This is a genomic window from Actinophytocola sp. (genome assembly GCF_036002505.1).
Lineage (GTDB): Bacteria > Actinomycetota > Actinomycetes > Mycobacteriales > Pseudonocardiaceae > DASYTH01.
The window spans coordinates 1-5584 of sequence record NZ_DASYTH010000415.1; the positions used below are offsets into that span (position 1 = coordinate 1).

Genomic DNA, 5584 nt, shown 5'->3' on the forward strand with positions numbered 1-5584 from the left:
TCCGTGAAGGATGCGCAAGGCGATCCGGCGTACGGTCGCACCAACTGGCGCCGTTTCGCCGTAGCGGTGGGCGTACCCACCGTCGCCGCCGCGGGCCTGGTCATCGGCCTGGCCAACGGCGCGTTCGCCGCCAGTCTCACCCTGTCCGGGCAGGCGTTCAAGATCCAAGCCGACCAGCTGGTCGGTGACGGGTTCGTGCAGTACAGCCAGGTCACCCAGGACGTCAACGGCAAGCCGCTGCCCCTGGCCATTTCCGGCATCAGCCACGCGACGCTCTACAACCTGTGCCAGTCGGTGCACCCGGACAAGTCGCCGGTCAGCCTGACGATCCGGGCCGGCAAGGACCACGATCACCCGGCCGTCGCGGACAACCTCCTGATCGGACTGACCGATCTGAGCGGCGACGCCACGTTCACCAACATCGACATCGGCCTGGACGCCAGCACGACGAGCAAGGCCGGCCAGAAGGCGAAGACCACCTCGCACGGGTTTGCGCAGGAGGCTGACAGGGTTGTCATCGACGGCCTGAAGCAGACCGCCTATTCCACTCAGGCGGGCACGTTCAAGCTCACCGGACTGAGCTTGAAGATCAACACCGACTTCTCGGGCAAGAACGCGCCCGACGAGTGCTACTGACGTAACACCCGGGGCCCGCGGAACTCACCCTCCGCGGGCCTTGGCCATGCCGTGGGCGGCCGAGGTTTCTGGAGGGTACGTGGCAACGCACAGCGCCTGGAGCAGGTTCCGCCATTGGCGGCGGACCCGCCCGTTCTGGGGCGGCCTGTTGCTTCTGCTGTCGGCGCTGGAGCTGTTCCTCAGCGCCAACCTGACGGTGCAGGACATGCAGGTCCACTTCGGTCAGGAGGGCTATCTCTCCTATGTGCTGCCGGTGGTCCTGGTGCTCTGCGGGGTGCTGGCCTGGATAACGCCCGCGCAGCGCCTGTTCTACGGCATCATCGGGGTGCTGACCGCCCTGTACTCGTTCCTCGGCCTCAACCTGGGGGGCTTCGGTCTCGGCATGTTGGTGGGCATCGTGGGCGGCGCGCTCACGATCGCCTGGGGCCCTCCTCGCGCGGCGCACCCGCCGTCCACCGAGGACGAATCCGGCACTCTGGCCGAGCCCGACGGGGCCGAGCCCGACGGTGATCCCGACACCGTCGAGGAGTCCGACACGGTGGACGACGGCTCGTCCGACCGCCCTAGTGCACCGTCGACGCTGGACGGTGAGGACGCCATCGCCGGCTCCGACCTTCCGCCGCGCTCACCCTACGCGGCGGACCCGCCGACCGAGATCTTGTCCGGCTCCGACCTTCCGCCGCGCTCACCGTACGTCTCGGACCCGCCGACCGAGATCCTGCCCGGCTTCGACGACCGTCCCGGCGAACCCCGACCACCGTCGGAACGGGGAGCGCACCGGAAGCTGTTCGTCATCACGCTCGTTCCCCTGGTCGTGACCGCGGCGGTGCTCGCCGGCGGGAGCCGCACTGCGGCCCGCGCCGCCGACTGCCCGGAGGGCATGCCATCGCGCCCGGCCGCCGAGGCCAGGAAGGAATTGGCCCGGCAGGCCACGCAGGCGACGAAGAAGCAGGCCACGGCCAAGCCGCGCTCGTCCGCGGCGAAGGCCCCGGCCAAGACCACGCCGCAGGAAGACGAGACGGCCGACCCGGAGGGATCACCGGCACCCACCCCGTCGCCGTCGGACGGCACCGGCAACCCGATCGTCGACGGCTGGAACAACCTCGTCGACGGTGTCGGCAAGCTCCTCGGCATTGGCGGCGACCCGTCACCGACCCCGTCCCCCAGCGCCAGCCCGTCGCCGTCGGCTTCCCCGAGCCCGTCGCAGACACCCGCGCCGCCGGCACCTGGCAATTCCGCGCCCGGCAATCCCGCCCCCGGTACGCCCAGTGGCCCGTCGAGTGACCCGACGGGGTCGGCGTCTCCGTCCCCCACACCGTCCCTTCCGGACGTTCCGTGCCTCGGCCCGCGCGTGCTCGACAAGCAGGCCAGCCCCGACGGCGTGCCGGCGGTGTCGGTCAAGGGCGGCCTGCTCGAGGGCAAGCTGCTGCAGATGTACGACTCCACCTACGACGGCACGGTCGACCTGCAGACCGCCGACGGGCCGCTCCCGAGCCTGAAGTTCAGCATGTCCAAGTCGGTGACCAAGCCGTTCTCGCTGACCATCCCCGAGCCCGGTGGCCACACCACGCTCATCAAGAGCAACGCACTGACCACCGAGGGTGACGTGAAGTTCTACACACCCAGCTTCTCCGGCAAGCTGTTCGGAATCTTCCGGGTCACGTTCACTCCGGACTCGCCGCCGCCCCTCACGCTGAAGTACATGTGGTTCACCGACGTCGAGATCCACCTGGCGTTCGTCAGCTGCAAGACGCTCACCGCCGACCCGCTGGATGTCACCGAAAAGGCCTGAGACGGCGCGCGCGCCAGCCGCGTACGACCGCCTCGACGTCGAACGGCGGCAGCAGCACCGGAGGCCCGTCCATCAGGCCGACGCGCGCCTTGCGGATCTGTTCGTTCAGGTTCGCCACCAGCTCGCGTACCGCCTCCTCGGACGAGCGCCGGTCGACCAGCTTCTGCACGTCCTCGGCCTCCCGGCGCAGCTGCAGCGTCGGCGGCAGCACGCCGGACGTGCCACCCTCGCGGCGCAGCCAGTCCTTGACCCACCAGTCCTCGTCGTACTCCTGGCCGGCGTCGGGGAGCGGCTTGCCCGTACCCGGCAGGTTGTCGAACTCGCCCCGCTCACGGGCCTCCCGGAGCTGGCGGTCGATGGACGACTCGTACCAGTGGTCCATGCCCCCATGGTAGTGGCGCACCGACAAAACGGGCGGTAGCGACGCTTCGGCCCACACCGAAGTGTCACAGCCGCACAATGGGCGCATGACCGCACCGCAACTCGCGTCACTGGCCGGGCTGCTCGCCGACGACACCCGGGCGGCGTTCCTGCTGGCGCTTCTGGACGGCCGCGCCTGGACCGCCAGCGAACTGGCCGGACACGCTCGCGTCGCGCCCGCGACCGCCACCGAGCACCTGCACAAGCTGGTCGCCGGCGGCCTGCTCACCGAGCGGCGCCAAGGCCGGCACCGGTACGTGCAACTCGCCGGCCCGCACGTCGCGCAGCTCATCGAGGACCTCACCTCGCATGTCGAACCGCGGCCCGGGGCGCCGCGGACCCTGCGCGCGGCGACCGCCTCGGCCGCGCTCACCCGCGGCCGGACGTGCTACGACCACCTGGCCGGAAAGCTCGGCGTCGCCATCACGGACGCGTTGACCCGCGACGGCCTGCTGACCCAGGAGGCGGGTTTCGCACTCACTGGCCGGGGCGTGGCGTGGCTGACCGGCACGCTCGGCGCCGACCTGGACGTGCCCGGATCCAGACGGCCGTTGGTCCGGGGATGCCTCGACTGGACCGAGCGACGCCAGCATCTTGCCGGCGTCGCCGGCGCCCGCCTCTGCCGGACGTTGCTGGACCGTGGCTGGATCGCCCGCATCGGCTCGGGCCGCGCCGTCCGGGTGACGCCCGACGGCACGCGGGGATTGACGCAGCTGTTCGGCGACGAGCCGGCCTGGACCGCATTTGCTTGACGTAGGTTGAGGCGAAGTCTCGCAGCAGCCCGGAGGCCGTCATGCCGTACTCACCCACCCGCTCCATCGAGGGAACCGTCATCGCGATCACGGGCGCCAGCTCGGGGATCGGCGCCGCCACCGCGGCCGCGCTGGTCGACGCGGGCGCGCGGGTGGCCGTGTGCGGCCGGCGCGAGGACCGGCTGGCCAAGCTGGTCACCGAGCTCGGCGACGACAAGGTCGTACCGGTGGCGGGCGACGTGCGCGACCCCGCGCTGAACGACGCCCTGGTAGCCGCGGCCGTGCGGAAATGGGGCCGGCTCGACACCATGGTCGCCAACGCCGGCATCGGCGCGTACGGGGGGATCATGGACCTGGACGACGCGGAGCTGACCGAGATGGTGGAGACGAACGTCCTCGGCACGGTGTGGAGCGTCCGCTCGGCGGTGAAGCAGTTCCGGTCCCAGGGTGATGGCGGCGATCTCGTCATCGTCGCCTCGGTCGCCGGTTTCCGCGGCGGCGCCGACGAGGCCGTCTACGCCGGCACCAAGCACGCGCAGGTCGGTCTCGCCGGCTCGCTGGACCGGGAGCTGCGCGCCGAGGGCACCCGCGTCACGCTGATCTGCCCGGCCGGCACACACACCGAGTTCGCCATCGGGGCGGGTCGCATCGAGGGCTCGGCGGTGCTCGACTCGTACCTGCACCCGGAGGACGTGGCTCACGCCGTCCGGGTGGTGCTGGAGCAGCCGCGCGCGGTCCGGACCACGGTCTGGCAGATGTGGAGCATGCAGCAGCAGAGCTGACGCGGTGCCGCTCGTCAGCGGTTCTCCTCGATGTACTTCTGCGGGTCCTTGTCCTCGAAGCTGAGGCCCTTGCCCTGCGGGTGCTCGCCGTAGAAGGTGAGCCAACGCACCGCCAGCTCCCGGCGGAGCTGCGGCGTCGCGTGCTTGCGGAAGTCGGGCAGCACCTCGTCCTCCTCCTCGCGGAGGTGGTCGCTGTTCTCGGTCCGCGTCTTCCACACGCCGGCCCACCACTGGTCGGACCCGACGGGGTGCCGGTTCGCCTCATGGATCCCGTCACGGATCTTGTTGTGGTCGCGGATCGCGTCCTCGGTCTCCTCGACCGCCTCGTCGCTCGCGACATCGACGAGCAGATGGGGGTACAGGATAAGTTCCTCGGCATCCGCGTGGACCTCGAGATGCAGCGCCAGGGGCTGCCAGAGCGCGCGGAGCTCCTCGTTCGTCTTGGCGTCGTCGAGCCTGGCGAACCCGACCCGGAACGCGTGATGGTCGTCGAGGATCAGTGCCGTGATGTCGTCCATGCCGAGCACCGTAACCCGCCCGTCGCCCGGCACCCGGCGACGGGCGGCGCGCGGTGACCCGGCCGCGCCGGCCGAGACGCGGTCAGCCGGCCGTGCCGGCCGAGACGGAGTCGGGCTCCGCAGCGGTGGCGGCCGCGGCCGCCGGCGCGGATCGGCTCGACCGCCGGTAGGCAAGCACACCGAGCACGACGCCGGCCAGCCCGAGGACGATCCCGGCGATCCCGTACGGCGTACCGTTGCCGTCGCCCTTGGTGTCCGCGGCCGCGACGCTCGGCCCGGCGGTGGCCGCGGCGGCACCCTCGGCTGCCGAAGGCGTCAGGGTCAGCACCGGCGCCGGGTGCTCCGGCTCGGTGCTATCCGTGGTCGGCTCGTCGATCCACCGCACGACGTTACCGTCCGAGTAGCCACCCTGGGTGGCCGTCTTCGGGTTGACCGTGACGTGCGCCGCAGCCGGTGCCGCGAGGGCGAGGGTCAGGGCGCCGACCGTACCGGCCACGACGGCCGCACGCTTCAGCAGGGAACGGGTCATGCTCGAAACCTCCGCGGGGGTCGGAGTTTCGCCCGGTGCCGGGCACGGTCGTTGGTCGGCCCCCGGCACGGATTAGTTCCCAGCTGGTGATCAGGCTTTCGGGAGGCGTACCTCCACCCGCAGGCCAGGGTTCGCGTCACTCAAGGTCACCATGC

At 71.1% G+C, this 5584-nt stretch carries 7 protein-coding genes; 4 read left to right on the plus strand and 3 right to left on the minus strand.

Translation table 11 applies throughout. From position 1 onward, the window contains the following. Together VGR06_RS36700 and VGR06_RS36705 are read left to right on the plus strand one after the other, a co-directional pair. On the plus strand, positions 1-636 hold a 636-nt coding region (locus VGR06_RS36700), incomplete at its 5' end, for a DUF6230 family protein (protein ID WP_327563819.1). Between the two features lie 79 nt (positions 637-715). After that, positions 716-2428, plus strand: a complete 1713-nt coding sequence (locus VGR06_RS36705; RefSeq protein ID WP_327563820.1) for a DUF6114 domain-containing protein — start codon at positions 716-718, stop codon at positions 2426-2428. Here the strand turns inward: VGR06_RS36705 and VGR06_RS36710 are convergent. Then, on the minus strand, positions 2412-2810 hold the full coding sequence (locus VGR06_RS36710) for a DUF1992 domain-containing protein (protein WP_327563821.1): 399 nt from the start codon (positions 2808-2810) through the stop codon (positions 2412-2414). The genes VGR06_RS36705 and VGR06_RS36710 overlap by 17 nt on opposite strands. A gap of 85 nt (positions 2811-2895) precedes the next feature. On the opposite strand from VGR06_RS36710, the gene VGR06_RS36715 reads away from it, so the two are divergent. Beyond that, positions 2896-3600 (plus strand): winged helix-turn-helix domain-containing protein, encoded by a 705-nt coding sequence (locus VGR06_RS36715; protein WP_327563822.1) that lies wholly within the window; start codon positions 2896-2898, stop codon positions 3598-3600. A gap of 41 nt (positions 3601-3641) precedes the next feature. Beyond that, a complete protein-coding gene (locus VGR06_RS36720; protein WP_327563823.1) occupies positions 3642-4382 on the plus strand; it encodes an SDR family oxidoreductase in 741 nt (246 codons plus the stop codon). 14 nt (positions 4383-4396) lie between these two features. On the opposite strand, the gene VGR06_RS36725 is transcribed toward VGR06_RS36720, so the two are convergent. Continuing rightward, positions 4397-4900, minus strand: coding sequence for a hemerythrin domain-containing protein (locus VGR06_RS36725; protein ID WP_327563824.1), 504 nt, complete (start codon positions 4898-4900; stop codon positions 4397-4399). A gap of 82 nt (positions 4901-4982) precedes the next feature. Further along, positions 4983-5429: a DUF1775 domain-containing protein gene (locus VGR06_RS36730; protein ID WP_327563825.1), complete on the minus strand. Its 447-nt coding sequence runs from the start codon at positions 5427-5429 to the stop codon at positions 4983-4985. Positions 5430-5584 lie beyond the last annotated feature (155 nt).

Bases quoted from the DNA above. Each gene is read 5' to 3' on its own strand.
- VGR06_RS36720 (WP_327563823.1), top strand. From the start codon at position 3,642: ATGCCGTACTCACCCACCCGCTCCATCGAGGGAACCGTCATCGCGATC.
- VGR06_RS36730 (WP_327563825.1), bottom strand. From the start codon at position 5,429: ATGACCCGTTCCCTGCTGAAGCGTGCGGCCGTCGTGGCCGGTACGGTC.
- VGR06_RS36710 (WP_327563821.1), bottom strand. From the start codon at position 2,810: ATGGACCACTGGTACGAGTCGTCCATCGACCGCCAGCTCCGGGAGGCC.
- VGR06_RS36725 (WP_327563824.1), bottom strand. From the start codon at position 4,900: ATGGACGACATCACGGCACTGATCCTCGACGACCATCACGCGTTCCGG.
- VGR06_RS36715 (WP_327563822.1), top strand. From the start codon at position 2,896: ATGACCGCACCGCAACTCGCGTCACTGGCCGGGCTGCTCGCCGACGAC.